8 protein-coding genes are annotated in these 14,590 nt (G+C 51.0%); 6 read left to right on the plus strand and 2 right to left on the minus strand.

Features of this window, described 5'->3' with window-relative positions:
- Positions 1-193: 193 nt before the first annotated feature.
- From H6F67_RS15280 to H6F67_RS15290, 3 genes are read left to right on the plus strand one after another with little or no spacing between them, the layout of a single operon-like run.
- Positions 194-1,180: an ATP-binding cassette domain-containing protein gene (locus H6F67_RS15280; protein ID WP_190767489.1), complete on the plus strand. Its 987-nt coding sequence runs from the start codon at positions 194-196 to the stop codon at positions 1,178-1,180.
- A 1-nt stretch (position 1,181) separates the two neighbouring features.
- Positions 1,182-1,994 carry an ABC-2 family transporter protein gene (locus H6F67_RS15285; RefSeq protein ID WP_190767490.1) on the plus strand — a complete coding sequence of 271 codons (813 nt, stop codon included), beginning with the start codon at positions 1,182-1,184 and terminating at the stop codon, positions 1,992-1,994.
- A gap of 2 nt (positions 1,995-1,996) precedes the next feature.
- The gene (locus H6F67_RS15290; RefSeq protein ID WP_190767491.1) at positions 1,997-2,797 is read left to right on the plus strand and encodes an ABC transporter permease; all 801 of its coding nucleotides are present in this window, start codon (positions 1,997-1,999) and stop codon (positions 2,795-2,797) included.
- Positions 2,798-2,868: 71 nt separating this feature from the next.
- Here the strand turns inward: H6F67_RS15290 and H6F67_RS28155 are convergent, their stop codons facing one another.
- Positions 2,869-8,124 (minus strand): calcium-binding protein, encoded by a 5,256-nt coding sequence (locus H6F67_RS28155; RefSeq protein WP_190767492.1) that lies wholly within the window; start codon positions 8,122-8,124, stop codon positions 2,869-2,871.
- Positions 8,125-9,027: 903 nt separating this feature from the next.
- A complete protein-coding gene (locus tag H6F67_RS15300; protein ID WP_190767493.1) occupies positions 9,028-9,777 on the minus strand; it encodes a thioesterase II family protein in 750 nt (249 codons plus the stop codon).
- A 1,027-nt stretch (positions 9,778-10,804) separates the two neighbouring features.
- On the opposite strand from H6F67_RS15300, the gene H6F67_RS15305 reads away from it, so the two are divergent.
- The 3 genes from H6F67_RS15305 to H6F67_RS15315 all read left to right on the plus strand — a co-directional run bounded on the left by H6F67_RS15305 (position 10,805) and on the right by H6F67_RS15315 (position 14,527).
- Positions 10,805-12,652, plus strand: a complete 1,848-nt coding sequence (locus H6F67_RS15305; protein ID WP_190767494.1) for an AMP-binding protein — start codon at positions 10,805-10,807, stop codon at positions 12,650-12,652.
- 202 nt (positions 12,653-12,854) lie between these two features.
- Positions 12,855-13,085 (plus strand): acyl carrier protein, encoded by a 231-nt coding sequence (locus H6F67_RS15310; RefSeq protein WP_199304447.1) that lies wholly within the window; start codon positions 12,855-12,857, stop codon positions 13,083-13,085.
- Between the two features lie 50 nt (positions 13,086-13,135).
- On the plus strand, positions 13,136-14,527 hold the full coding sequence (locus H6F67_RS15315; protein ID WP_190767496.1) for a hypothetical protein: 1,392 nt from the start codon (positions 13,136-13,138) through the stop codon (positions 14,525-14,527).
- Positions 14,528-14,590: the final 63 nt, after the last annotated feature.

Below are 14,590 nucleotides of genomic sequence, written 5' to 3' on the forward strand. Positions count from 1 at the left end.
AAGATTTGGGTCGGTCAAGTTTCTGTTTCAATTAGTCACACATTGTCAAACCTTTGCTTTTGCCAAAGCATTTATGTACGGCTACTGTTCATCTCCTATTTAGGATTGCTGTATCTCAAGCGTTAGCAGGTGAAATCGCGGAAAGAAGGTGAATTACACTGTAGCTTCTGAAGCAGTAAAAGAGTAGTTGCTGATGTCTCACATTTTTGTTGAAGACTTGAGAAAAACCTTTTTCGTGTCTGAGCGATCGTCGGGCGTTTGGGGAACAGTGCGAGGTTTAGTGCAGCGACAAACCAAAGCAGTTCATGCGCTGAAAGGCGTTTCATTTTCGCTGGAGCAAGGTGAACTCGTTGGATATATTGGTCCCAATGGTGCAGGCAAATCAACCACGATTAAAATTCTCAGCGGTATCTTAGTGCCTTCGAGTGGAACCTGCATTATCAACGGACGAGTGCCTTGGAAAAACCGCATTCAACACGTGAGTCGAATTGGTGTTGTGTTCGGTCAGCGATCGCAGCTTTGGTGGGATTTGCCTGTTATCGAGTCGTTTGATTTGCTGCGTGATATCTATCGCGTTTCCCCTTCTTGCTATCGTCAAACTCGCGATGAAATGATCGATTTGCTCGATCTCGAAAGTTTCTTGTTTACGCCTATACGACAGCTTAGCTTAGGGCAGCGAATGCGATGTGATTTTGCAGCGGCAATGCTGCACAAACCCGATATTTTATTTCTTGATGAACCGACGATTGGCCTAGATGCCGTCTCCAAACTTGCCGTCCGCAAATTGATCAAGCTGCTGAACCAAACGCATCAGGTAACAACCATTTTGACGACTCACGATATGGACGATATTGAGGCGCTGTGCGATCGCGTCATCATCATCGGAGATGGCAGAATCTTGTGTGATGGTTCTTTGGCAACTCTACGTTCTCAGGTTTCTTCGCGTCGCCATTTAAGAATTGATATTAAGACAGATAATTTTCAGTTTATCGAATCAGGAGTCAGTCTAATTTCTCAAGAAGATCACACAGTAACGCTGGCATTTGATCCGCTCAAAATTTCTGCCGCTGCCTTGATTCATAAAATCACGGCTAACTATGAAATCGAAGATTTATTTGTTGAGAATCCGCCGATCGAAGAAATTGTCGCTGAGCTTTATGCCAAGGTCGGAGGTGCTTAAATTGAATGCATACAGGTCGCTGTTTATCGCTCGATTTGCTCTGCTGCTGCAATATCGATCGGCTGCTTTGGCGGGTGTTGCAACCCAACTTTTTTGGGGATTTCTCAAAGTGATGATTCTCGAAGCATTCTATCGTCATGCCGCTTCAATGCAACCGATGACGCTGAGTGAAGCGATCGGCTATACCTGGTTAGGACAAGCATTTTTGATGGCGATCGTTCCCTGGTCAGGCGATCGCGAAATTCAAGATTTGATTCGTTCTGGTTCGATCGGATATGACTTACTTCGACCTGCGGATTTGTACAATTTTTGGCTAACTCGCGCCCTCGCAATGCGTACCGTTCCGATCGTGTTGCGAGCCATTCCGATTTTGTCGATCGCGCTGCTGCTGCCGCTGGTTGGGCTTGCTCAATGGTCGTTAATGCTGCCTTCATTGGCTGCCTTGATTGCCTTTTTGCTGGCCTTCATCAACGCCATTCTTTTATCTTCGGCATTGACGATGCTGCTGACTGTTTCAATGCTGTGGACGTTATCGGGTGAAGGCATCAATAGCATTGTTCCCACGCTGATTATTTTTGGTTCGGGAATGGTTGTGCCGCTGCCGCTTTTTCCGGATTGGATTCAGCCGCTTCTGAATGTTTTACCCTTCTCTGGACTGTTGGATCAGCCATTTCGTTTATTTACTGGAAATCTTCCGCCTTCCGCCTTGCCAAATGTGCTGATTCATCAAGGCTTCTGGATTGTTGCGATTACTTTGATTGGGCGATTTTTGGTGAGTCGCGGCATCAAGAAGCTGATTATTCAAGGAGGTTGATCGTGAATTCTGTGCATCTCTATTTGCGGTATATTGCTGTGTCATTCAAGTCACAAATGCAGTATAAAATCTCGTTTTGGCTGCAAGTTTTGGGGCAGCTTTTTGGCACGGCGATCGAGTTCTTCGGCATTTGGGCGCTGTTTAATCGCTTCACCCAAATCGACAGTTGGACGCTAGCTGAAGTTGGTTTGTTTTATGGTCTAATCAACGTTGCTTTTGCCTGTGCGGATGCGTTGGGAAAGGGATTTGATGTGTTTGGCAAAATTATTCGTAATGGTGATTTCGATCGATTGTTGCTGCGTCCGCGATCGACCGTGCTACAGCTTTTTGGGGTTGAATTGACGCTCAAGCGAATAGGTCGTCTCGCTCAAGGATTGACGGTGATGATCTGGTCATTGATAATGCTTCAGATTCCGTTTACGCTGTCAGTTTTCTGGCTGCTCAGTGTTGCGCTGATTGGTAGCATTGCCCTGTTTTTGGGGATCACGATCGTACAGGCAACGCTGACATTTTGGACGATCGAATCTTTGGAAATCATGAATATTTTGACCTATGGCGGCGTGGAAACGGCTCAATATCCATTTTCAATTTATAGCAGGTGGCTTCAGCGATTTTTTACGTTTTTGATTCCGCTTGTTTGCGTCAGCTATTTTCCGCTGCTTGCCGTACTTGACAAAGCGGATGATTTCTCTGTGCCTGTGTGGATTTGCTATGTTTCTCCGATCGCGGGAATTATTTTTCTGCTGATCGCTTTGCGGCTGTGGAAAATTGGAGAACGCCACTATTGTTCGACAGGAAGTTAATAGGATGGCGATCGCTTCGAGACCGAGATTGCGGGGGCGCAAGACCTTACGCCCCTGCGGTTTGTGTTGACTTATGCGGTGATGAAGTCCCAGCGAGTCAGCGTTTGCGACTGCACGTCCACGAGAGTTGCGAGCAGTTCACCCGTGCGCTGAATGTTGATCAAGGTGTTTCCTGAATTGTCGCCTGTGCCCTGAGCAATTGAAAGTTCGTCAAACGTTAAACCGTTCTTCAAACTGACAAAATCCTTGCCCGCTGCAAAGCTGTAAATCAGGTCGCTGCCTGCGCCTGCTGCAACGACAAACTGGTTGCGACCGCTGCCGCCATAGAGCGTATCTTGACCGTTGCCGCCTTCGAGGAGGTTGTCGCCTTCTCCGGCGTAGATCAGGTCGTTGCCATCGCCGCCCAGCAATGTGTCGTTGCCTGCATCGCCTGCGATCGAGTCGTCGCCAAAGCCCGCTTCCACATAGTCGTTGCCCTCACCTGCCTCGATGCTGTCGTTGCCGCTGAAGCCGTAGACGAGATCGTTGCCGTCGCCTGCGGCGATCGCATCATTTCCGGTTCCGCCATCGATCAGGTCGTCACCCGCGCCGCCGTCGAGCGCATCGTCACCTGTGCCGCCGGATACGAGATCGCTGCCCTCACCGCCGGAAACTCGGTCATCGCCAAGCTGACCGTACAGGTTGTCGTTGCCTGCGCCGCCCGTGATGATGTCGTTCCAGTTGGCGTCGTCGCCTTCGTCAAATCGATCGCGATTCTCCTCCGGGACGCCTTCGCGATCGCCGTCCGGGGTGTCGCCATAGATAAAGTCGTTGCCGTCGCCGCCATATAGCTGGTCAGCCCCCGTCCCGCCTTCGATGTAGTCGTTGCCGAGTTCGCCTGCGATCGAGTCATTGCCGTCGCGTCCGTAGATTTGGTCGTTGCCCTCACCGCCTTTGATCTGGTCGTTGCCGAGTTCGCCATCCAGGTAGTCGTTGCCCGTTTGTCCGAACATCAGGTCATCGTCGTCGCCGCCCCAGGCAAAATCATCGCCCGCTCCGGCATCAAGATAGTCGCGGCCTTGCTGACCATAAAGTTGGTCGTCGCCGTCGCCGCCTTCTAAGCGATCGTCACCCGTGCCGCCGTCGAGGTAGTCGTTGCCCGTTTGTCCGTAGAGGCGATCGGTTCCCTCTCGGCCATAAATGAAGTCGTCGCCTGTGCCGCCGTCGAGGAGGTCGCCGCCCGCACCGCCATCCAGGGTATCGAAGCCCTGCTGACCGTAGAGGCGATCGCTGCCGTCATTGCCGAACAGGATGTCGTTGCCGTCATTGCCTTCTAGATAGTCGTCGTCTGTGCCGCCGATCAAGCTGTCGTCGCCTTCGCGACCATAAAGCTGGTCGTTGCCCGCGCCGCCGTCCAAGTCGTCGTTGTCCAGTCCGCCATCGAGCAAATCGTTTCCGGCCTGACCGAACAGCGTATCGTTTCCGGCCTGACCGAAGAGGCGATCGATCCCATCGCCGCCGAAAAGCTGGTCTTGGTCGTCGCCACCGTCGAGCAAATCGTTTCCGGCTCCGCCATCAAGCAGGTCTTTTCCTTGCTGGCCGTCAAGCTGGTCGTCGCCGTCTCCACCCGCAAGCGAGTCGTCACCCGTGCCGCCATCGAGCAAATCATCGCCCGTGCTGCCGTCCAAACTATCGTTGCCCGCCTGACCGTAGATCTGATCGTTGCCGCTTTGTCCCAGCAGGCGATCGTCACCGTTCCCACCTTCGAGGTAGTCGTTGCCCGCACCGCCCTCAAGCTGGTCGTTGCCGTCTTCGCCATAAAGCTGGTCGTTGCCGTCGTTACCGAACAGCTTGTCGTCGCCTGCTCCGGCTTTGATTTGGTCTTGGTCGTCGTTGCCAGATAGCGTGTCGTTGCCGTCGCCGCCGAAGATGCGATCGTTCCCCGTACCGCCTTTCACGGTGTCGTCGCCGCCTTCGCCGTAGATTAGATCGTTGCCGCCCAATCCGCAGATCGTGTTGTTGAATAGATCGCCAATCAGCAGATCTTCAAATTCCGAGCCTTCCAGGTTTTCAATGCCGATCAGCGTGTCGCCTCTGGCATCGCCTGCCCAGCCCGTTCCGGTGGTGAGGCTGACGCCGACGCCCGTTTCCGAGTTGAAATAGGAGGCCGTATCGACGCCCAAGAAGCCAAAGACCGTTGTGCCAAACAAGCCGCCGTCGATGACGTCTGCGCCTTTGCCGCCGACGAGAAAATCATCATCGTTGTCGCCGCGCAAAATGTCGTCGCCGTCTTCGCCAAACAGAATGTCGTTGCCGCCCAAACCCGATACGGTGTCGTTGCCTGCCCCTGCAAAGATCGTGTTGGCGCTGTCGTTTCCGGTGATCGTGTCGTTGCCTGCCGATCCGGTGACGTTTTCGATGCTGTTGAGGATGTCGATCGCGCCAAAGCCATCTTGGGCGATGCCGACTCCGGTAAACAAAAAGTTGAGCGTGACGTTGACGCCATTGGGATCGCGCCGATAGCTGACCGTATCGCTGCCGTCACTGCCGTCGAACACGTCAAATCCGGCATTGCCGATGAACAAATCGTCGCCGCCCAAGCCTTCCAACACGTTATCTTTGGCGTTGCCGATGATGATGTCGCCAAAGTTTGAGCCGACAACCGCTTCAAAGTTTCTCAAGGTGTCGATCGACCCATAGCCATCCTCAGCCGTTCCTGCCGCAATGCTAAATTCCGGTTCGGCATCGGTGGGGATCGTTTGTCCGGTCGGGCAGGAAATATGCGCCTCTCCGCCACCTTCATTTTGATAAGCGCTGGTTTCGTCGATGTTGACCGTGACGCCCGCAGGTGAAGTCGCATAAACGGCCACGTCATAATCGTCACCGCCATCGAGCCGATCGTTTCCGGCATCGCCTGCAATCACGTCGTTGCCCGCATTTCCTGAGATCGTGTCGTCTCCAGCGAGACCGAGATCGATCGCAAATTCGCCCGCCTCGGTCGGAACGGTGAAGCCCTGCGGAACCAGAGAATCCCCGACCAGCACATCGTCACCTGTGCCGCCGCTGATCGTGTCGCCGTCCGATCCGCCCAGGATCACGTCTGTTCCGTCATCGCCGTCGATCGAATCTGCACCGCCATCGCCGCTGATGATGTCGTTGCCTGCGCCGCCGGAGATGCGATCGCCTGCTGCTGCGCCCAAGTCAACGCCAAACTGTCCCTGCTGGATCAGATAGTCGCCCGCAATGATGTCGTCGCCCGTCCCGCCGTTGATGTCGTCGCGTCCTGCACCACCGAGGAGATTGTCGTTGCCCTCGTCACCCTCGATCGAATCTGCACCGCCATCGCCCAGAATCGTGTCATCGCCTGCGCCGCCGGAAATTGAATCGTTGCCGACCGCACCCAAATCAATGCTGAAATCGGTTTCGGGAATTTCAAAACCGGGTGGAACGATATAGTCACCTGTGATGAAATCGTTGCCCGCACCTCCGGTAATTTCATCGCTGCCAGAACCGCCGACGATCGTATCTGTGCCTGCGTCTCCAGCAATGATGTCATCGCCGCCATCGCCCAAAATTGTGTCGTTGCCATCGCCACCGGAAATGATGTCGTCTCCAACCGCACCCAGATCGATCGCCAAGTCCGTCGTTGGGATCGCGAATCCTTGCGGCACGATGTAGTCACCGGAAATGAAATCATCGCCGCTGCCGCCGTTGATCGTGTCATTGTCTGCACCGCCAATCAAATTGTCGTTGCCTGTGCCACCGTCGATCGCATCGTTGCCGCCATCACCGAGAATCGTATCGTTGCCGTCGCCGCCAATCAGCGTGTCGTTGCCGACTGCACCGAGATCGATCGCCAAGTCCGTCGTTGGAACCACAAATCCTTGTGGCACAACGTAGTCGCCAGAGATGAAATCGTCTCCGGTTCCACCGCGCACAGTGTCACTGCCCGCGCCACCAATCAGGTTGTCGTTTCCGGCATCGCCATCGATCGTATCCGCACCGCCGTCACCGAGAACCGTGTCGTTGCCCTCGCCGCCGGAAATCGTGTCATTTCCCGCTGCACCCAGGTCAATGGTGGAGGTTGTTTCTGGAATGACAAATCCGGGCGGCACAATGTAGTCGCCGGAGATGAAGTCATCGCCGTTGCCGCCGTCGATCGTGTCATTGTCTGCACCGCCGATCAGGTTGTCGTTACCTTCGCCACCGTCGATGAAGTCATCGCCACCGTCGCCCAAAGCAGTATCGTTGCCCTCGCCACCCAGCAGCGTGTCGTTTCCAGATGGGCCAACATTCAGCGTGATTGGAAATAGCGTAGTCGAGCCTGTGCCATCAAAATTGGCAATGACATTAAACCCTTGTAGCGGAATGGCGAAGCCATCTTTGAGAACAAAATCTCCAATCAAAATGTCATCACCTGTGCCACCGGAAACAACATCGCTGTTGGCTCCACCCAGAACGATGTCATTGCCAGAATCGCCTTGGAGATTATCGTTGCCTGCATCACCAATGATGCGATCGTCTCCTGCGCCTCCAGAAATAAAATCACCGCCTTCACTGCCAGAGCCAACACCGATGTTGAAGTTGCCAAGCTGAAGTCTAATTTGGTCAACGTTGCCTGAAAAATCAAAGAATAAATCGAGCAAACCACCAAAAATTCCACCAAAAATTCCGCCTAAAACATCGCCAAAAATGTCACCGAAGATGCCACCAAAAATATCTGAGAAATCAGAATCACCACCAAAACTGCCGGGAATCGGCAATTCACTTAAGTTCAAGTTGAGATTACCTTGCGCCAGTCCCAACAGGTAATCACCAAACAAATTGTCATTGCCATCGCCACCGTTAATGATATCTGCACCGCCACCACCGATAACCGTGTCATCCCCGCCATCGCCATTGATGGTGTCGTTCCCAAAGCCACCATCGTTGGGGGAGAAGCTGTCACCCACGAGAAAATCACTGCCCTCGCCGCCTGCGATCGAATCATTGCCGCCAAATCCAAAAATCGCGTCGTTCGCGGTATCTGGAAGCGAGATATTAAAGTCAACAGGTACGGTTTCCTCACTGGTGCTGTCGATTCCGGAAGGTATTCGGATGGTGACCTGAAAGCTGACCGGGACGACAACATCTGCTCCTCCTGCATTGCCAGAAAGTGTATCGCTGCCATCCGTTCCGGCAACGATATCTGGCAGCGCATCAATGTTCAGCAATTCTGGAGCAATGTTCGATTCTCGCGTTTGATTGATGGTGACGGCAAGCGGCGGAATTCCGATCGTAAAAGATCGGGTAACGCGAATTCTGGCAGCGAGAGACAATTTTGTCGTTAGAAACTCACGTAAAGCCATGATTAGAAGCTCCTAAGCAATGAAGAGAAATGAACTGGAAGCGTCTTTGTGGGGCTAGAAGGCAAAACAGCTTGTCCAAAGGACGGAGAAACACAGAAAACGGTAAGTTCAAATACAGCAGCACTTCACGATGCGGCACGATAATAGAGAAGCAGCCTGAAACCGTTTTAAACTCGATCGATTCAACGGTTTAAGCGTTCGTTGACTAGCAAGATCAAGCTGATTTTCTGCATGGTCAAAACATTAAATAACGACTGAACAAGCGATCGAACAGTCATTGAACATGCGATTCTTTCAACATCGATCGACTCGCGAAATCGATCGATGTTGTAGCAAAGGTGAAACAAAATTTTTGAACTCCAAAGAGTTCAAGATCAGTTCTTCACAGGCTAATCCTAAGAAAGTTGGATAGCGCTGCTATCCGATGATGTAAGAGTGGAACAATTTTTGGCTAGTACCCCGCTGGGTACTGTTCCTGAAAGTTGGAGATGCTGAGCCACGAGAAACGACAGGCTCTCCTAACACATTTGCTGCCTTACTTCAGTTGAAACCACAGGCACTTAGGCCTGATGAATGCTTTAACGGTGCAAATCGATTGATGACAGCATGATATCCGAAGTTTTGTCGATCTAAAACACTCAGAGCAATACCTTAATAAAATTTTTCACTGCTTAAACTCATTTGGCTTTGCCTCCGTATCTGCTTCAGCTTGAGGAGTGAAATTGACTCGATCGCAAATTCAGTTTTGCACCCAAGCAAGCATCATCGGCACGATCGCTGAATTGAAATAACTTAAGTTTTGGTCGAAAGTGCGATCGCAGCAGCGACTCAGCGTTCCACATCGCGTTAGCAATTCTTAACTTGAAACAATCAGCCAATCGGTTTAATCAAGATTTCGTCAATTTAGATTTTCCGCACAATTTGTAACAATTCAAGCGCGATCGCCTGTAGCAGTTCAGCTTGCTGACTCTTGAGAAAAAAGTGATCGCCAGGAAACATCTGGAAGGCAAATCGATCGCAGGTTTGCTCGCGCCATGCGGCGATCGCATCGGGACTGGCAATCTCGTCGTTTAGCCCGCCAAATGCAGAGATTGGGCACGCCAGCGGAAGATCGCGATCGTACACATAGGTTTCATTGATCGCCAGATCTGCCCGCAAAATGGGTAAAAACAAACTCATCAATTCTGCATTTTCCAAAACAGCCGTTGGCGTGCCGTTGTACTCGCGTAGTTTTTCCACAAGCTGGGCATCTGGCAAATGATGAATCGGCGGTTTAAGTGCGGAAATCTGTGGAGCAGATCGCCCTGAAACAAATAGATGCAGCGGGCTGGGATAGTGCGATCGCCTTAATTGCCGCGCCGTTTCAAAGCTAATCAAAGCGCCGACGCTATGCCCAAAAAACGCGAAAGGTAAATCTAGGTGAGGCAGCAATGCGGGCGTTAAAGCTTCAATCAAAGACGGAAGATCGGTGAAAAGTGGCTCTCGAAATCGTCGTTCGCGGCCAGGAAGTTGAACGGAACACACTTCGATCGCGGCTGGCAACTGGCTCGACCAGCTTTGAAAAATCGAAGCACCCGCACCTGCATAGGGATAACAAAATAGGCGCAGACAAGCTTGAGGATTCGGCTGATAACGAACAATCCAAGAATTCATCGCTTTCGCAGTCACGTCAGTTTCGATTGAGCATTTGTGCGCGAGCTTACTCTATCTCGACGATCGACCCTTTCACCATATATGCATCTGTAAATGCGATCGCAACAGGTTGGAATTTGGTTTCTTCGACGCACTAGGACGGCTGGTGCAAAGCGGTCAGAGTGCGAGTGTTCAACCATTTCCGTGTTCTCCACAGCCTGCTTAGGAAAGAATTTGGTGTAAAGAGAATATTAAGACATTTCCATTCCGAAAACTTACGCTGTATTCTGGCTTTAGTTCAGTCAGTTAGCAGTTCATTCGCCATTGACCAACGATCGCCAAGGTGATGGTTGGAACGGCAAATTGCCGAAGCTAGCTGCGGTTTGTTCGATCGGTTCCAACCGCTTGAGCAAAGGTTTAGGAGTTGTATCTAGCAGTCAGTAAAACGGTGATTTACGATTGATTGCTTCAGCTAATCAGGTGTTCAGCTACATAGTGTTCGTTTATAGATCAACTCCATATCGCCAACACAAGTTTCGATCAAACCTTACTTTTTTCTTGATTCAACCCGCTGCATAGGAGCTAGTCTCCTCACCCAACTTTGCTTTGAATGATGTGAGCGCTAAAAGCATGAGAACATGCTGCATCTCCCTTAGCGCCAGCGGTTTTACCATTTTTTCAGATCCTCAAAAAGGAGTTTGCTCAGGCGTATGCTGGTAGAAAGCTGCACCGTTGAGCAGGTCTCAAGCAGGAGACATTTCGCTCGGATGCGGCTGCCATTAGCAGTAAAAATCGAATCGATTTCTATCGAAATTCGATCGCTCTGCTGCTAGAAATAGCGGCAATTCAAGCTTGCAAAGTCAATTTTTGAGATCAAAGAAATTACCCGCGAGGGTACTTCTAAAGTCCGAATTGCGTTTCCAAAATAGTGGATGAAGACGATTAGAAAAAGCTAGAAAGCACTCATCAAAGGGTGTTCGTTTTTCCTGCTCTTTTCCACCATTCGCTTTGAAATCACACTCAAGAACACAGTCGAGGAACTTTGAACGTGACTACTGGTTTCCTAGGCGCAACTGCTTCTGTTTCTGCAAATGCAAACCAATCAACGCTGGTCGATTTGCTAACTTGCCGATCGCAACAGCAAGCAGATCAGGTCGGCTACCGATTCTTGTCGGCTGGAACCGAACTCAATCACCTAACCTATGGCGAACTCGATCGCCAAGCTCGATCGATCGCCGCCCAACTTCAAGCTTTGAATACTGCTGGAGAGCGAGCATTACTGCTTTATCCTCCGGGCTTAGACTTTATTGCCGCCTTCTTTGGCTGTCTTTATGCCAAAGTGGTTGCGGTTCCCGCCTATCCGCCCCGCCGCAATCAAAACTTGTCGCGCTTGCAGGCGATCGTCACGGATGCACAAGCCAAAGTCATCCTTTCCAACTCGACGATTCAAACCAACATTCAAAGTGACGTGAATCAAACGCTGGATATTTCTGCAATGCATTGGCTGGCAACCGATGAACTAGCCAGTGATGCAAACAGTTGGCAACCGCCGCAATTGAGCGCCGACGATCTCGCCTTTTTGCAATACACATCCGGTTCAACAGGCGCACCCAAAGGCGTGATGATCACGCACGGCAACCTGCTCCACAATTCTGCTGTGATTCAACAGTGTTTTGCCCACACTGCCAACAGTCAAGGACTAATTTGGCTACCGCCCTATCACGACATGGGCTTGATCGGCGGTGTGTTGCAGCCGCTCTATGCAAATTTTCCCGTTGCCTTGATGTCGCCTGTTGACTTTTTGCAAAAGCCGTTTCGCTGGCTGCAAGCGATTTCGCACTACCGAGCAACGACTAGCGGCGGTCCCAATTTTGCCTTTGATCTGTGTGTGCAAAAGATTTCGCCAGAACAACGCGCCACGCTGGATTTGAGCAGTTGGGATCTCGCCTTCACCGGGGCTGAACCTGTCCGGGCGGAAACGCTCGACACCTTTGCAGCGACGTTTGCCGAATGCGGCTTTCGACGAGAAGCGTTCTATCCCTGCTATGGCATGGCCGAATCCACGCTGATTATTTCAGGCGGATTGAAAACCGCACAGCCGACACTGCGGCAGGTGCAAAGTTCAGCCCTTGAGCAAAATCGCGTTGTGGAAGTGACGGATGCTCAAACCGATGAGGATGATGTGCGATCGATCATCGGCTGCGGCTGGGGCTGGCTCGATCAAAAAATTGCGATCGTCGATCCCAACACCAAAACGGTTTGCCCGCCCGGAGCGATCGGTGAAATTTGGGTGTCGAGTTCGAGCGTTGCCAAAGGCTACTGGAATCAGCCCGATCAAACTGAGCAACTGTTTCACGCCCATCTAGCCGACACGGGAGAAGGGCCGTTCTTGAGAACTGAAGATTTGGGTTTTTGGCAAGATGGCGAACTGTTCATCACCGGACGGCTCAAAGACATCATCATCATTCGCGGCCAGAATCACTATCCGCAAGATATTGAACTGACCGTTGCCAGAAGTCATCCAGCGTTGAAGCTTAACAGCGGTGCTGCATTTTCAGTCGATTTCAAAGGATCCGAAAAGCTCGTCGTGGCTCAAGAAGTCGATCGCACCCATCTGAGCAAGCTGGATGTGAAAACAGTGGTCAGCAACATTCGGCAAGCGGTGAGCGCGCAGCATGGCCTAGAAGTTTATGCTGTTGTGCTGGTCAAAACCGGACGGATTCCCAAAACATCGAGCGGCAAGATTCGGCGTCATGCCTGCAAAGCCGCATTTCTAACAGGAAGTCTGGAAATGGTAGACGACTGGAGCGAAAATCCCCAGGGCGCATCGAGCTTTTTGAATTTGCAGGCAGATGTCGATTCTCTGTTGCAAAAATTGCAGGCCCACAAACAGTAGCGACATTTCAAAACCGCTATTTGTTGCCATATAAACGAGTTTGAGTTGATGATTCATCTCAAATTCAATTGTTCAGCTTTTGCGAAACCAATTCACCATGAAAAACAGCAATTCTTCAGTTCATTCGGATATTTTAGTTGTGGAAGGTGAAGTTGATCGCGCAACCTTATCGGCGCAATCGTTTCCTTCTCGAACTGAAATCTTGAACTGGATCACTTCCTATCTTGCCAATCTGCTTGAAGTTGATTCGGACGAAGTCGATATCTCGGTTCCGTTCGATCGCTATGGCTTGGATTCGCTCGCTGCGGTTGGCTTGACCGGAGATTTATCTGATTGGTTAGGACGCGAAGTCGAGCCAACGCTGCTTTATGACTATCCGACCGTTGAAGGACTGGTTCAATATCTCAGTTCAAATTTCAACGCCCAAAATTAAAGCTTGAAACCGTGCTGGCCTATCAATTATTCATTTACTTAGGAGATGTAATGGTCACTGCAAACAGAACGGCTAGCGTCAGAAATGAATCTGAAAACGCGCCTCAAGAGAAAGGAAAAAAGCACGTTCAACTGATTGAAAAAACCTATCAGAGCAACGTTGATTCCGACTACACCGATCGCCTCGAAACGTTGGGAAAAAATTTCGACTACAGCAAAAACAGCCAGCACTATTGGGGCGATCGCGAACTGTCCACGCTGTACGGAACTCCGCTGTACGAAGCGGCTTCGACCTCCCAAAAACTCGCGCTCAATCACCTCTATTGGGTCGGGCAATATCAGCACACGGCGGCTTCGGAATCCAACACGATGCTGTATAACCAGGTGACATCGGGCGTGTTTGAAAAAGTCGGAGGCTATGAAACGCTGTGCAGCGAACTCGACTTTGAAACTTCGCAAGAACGCCACCACATCAACACGTTTCACCGAATTGGATTCAAAACCAAAACGGCACTGTTGGGCAAAGATTCATTTGGAAATCCGCTCCACAAAAAGCTGGATAAGCCCGCGCAAAAATCGCTGCTCAGCCGCTTCAAACTGCATCTCTTGAATCAGCCTGTGCAAGGCGAAGGATTGTCCTTAGACGCCCTGCAAGAATCCGCGTTCCGCACCATTACCAAGCTGATGCATCGGCAGCAAACCTCTTGCTATTCCCGCTTCTTGGAAGAAAAAGGCAATACAATTCCGACCGCAACGGGTGGCTTGGCTGGCGTCACTGCTTCGCCTTCAGCCTTCAAGTTTCTTACCTTAAATTGGGGCAGTTCTCCCTTTTTGGCGGCGCAATATTATTCCGCTCGGATGATCGCGAATATTTCTCTGAAAACTTATGAATATCGCTACTACAAGCGGTTCAAGGATTTGGAGAAAACGAACGAATTTATTCCGACGCCGACCGAAGTTTCCTATTATCACCTGCTTGATGAAGCGTTTCACACCACAATGTCGCAGGTAATTTCGCAAGAAGTCTATCGCGATTTTGCCAAGCCAACGGCTTATGAAAAGCTGCTGTCGAATGTGATTATCTATCGACTTCAGCGCGGATTAATGGGCGGACTTTCGGGCGGATTGCCCGTTGTGTTTCGTGATGATGCCTCATTCATGCCGTCGTTCTATCGCCTGCTGACTTCACCGTTGTTCGACATGAACCACGAAGACGCGCTGCACTGGATGGAAAAGTGTTTGTGTCACGAACACGATGGCTTTCACGTGAATTTGAAGTATCACCAAACCCAGCTTTCCGATCTGCGCCGCTTTTTCGATCGCCTCGATTACCTCTGGGATGTCAACCGTGAAATGCGTCTCGTGGCGGCGGGCGGTTCGCTGGAGCGAGCGATCGATCGCAACGTTGCCGCCTTCGCCCAGTTCTCAAAAACTGTTGCCTAGGACGGGTTTGCAGCAGATTGAGTGCTGAGTCAAAGCTGTTTTTAAATCAAGGCGGTTTCTGAT

The sequence above is a fragment of the Microcoleus sp. FACHB-1515 genome, from assembly GCF_014696105.1.
GTDB lineage: Bacteria > Cyanobacteriota > Cyanobacteriia > Elainellales > Elainellaceae > JAAUTJ01.

Excerpts from the sequence above, each read along its gene's own strand:
- H6F67_RS15280 (WP_190767489.1), top strand. The coding sequence starts at position 194 with ATGTCTCACATTTTTGTTGAAGACTTGAGAAAAACCTTTTTCGTGTCT.
- H6F67_RS28155 (WP_190767492.1), bottom strand. The coding sequence starts at position 8,124 with ATGGCTTTACGTGAGTTTCTAACGACAAAATTGTCTCTCGCTGCCAGA.
- H6F67_RS15315 (WP_190767496.1), top strand. The coding sequence starts at position 13,136 with ATGGTCACTGCAAACAGAACGGCTAGCGTCAGAAATGAATCTGAAAAC.
- H6F67_RS15300 (WP_190767493.1), bottom strand. The coding sequence starts at position 9,777 with ATGAATTCTTGGATTGTTCGTTATCAGCCGAATCCTCAAGCTTGTCTG.